Below are 211 nucleotides of genomic sequence, written 5' to 3' on the forward strand. Positions count from 1 at the left end.
CTGGAAACCGTACAGGTCATGCTTTTCGCACATCCAATACTGACCGCGGTTGCAGAAGCGGCATTGCCAGCAGGGAACGATTTGTTCTGATATCACGCGATCGCCGAGATTGAAGCCCTCGACGCCTTCACCGTACCCCACGACATGGCCGATAAATTCATGGCCGGGGATCATCGGCGCCTTGATGTAAGCCGGTTGTTTTTCATCGCCC

1 protein-coding gene is annotated in these 211 nt (G+C 55.0%); it reads right to left on the bottom strand.

Features of this window, described 5'->3' with window-relative positions; genetic code table 11:
* The coding region (locus HMPREF0072_RS11815; protein WP_004831363.1) for an alcohol dehydrogenase catalytic domain-containing protein at positions 1-211 on the bottom strand (211 nt) is incomplete at both ends.

Source organism: Anaerococcus lactolyticus ATCC 51172, assembly GCF_000156575.1.
Lineage (GTDB): Bacteria > Bacillota > Clostridia > Tissierellales > Peptoniphilaceae > Anaerococcus > Anaerococcus lactolyticus.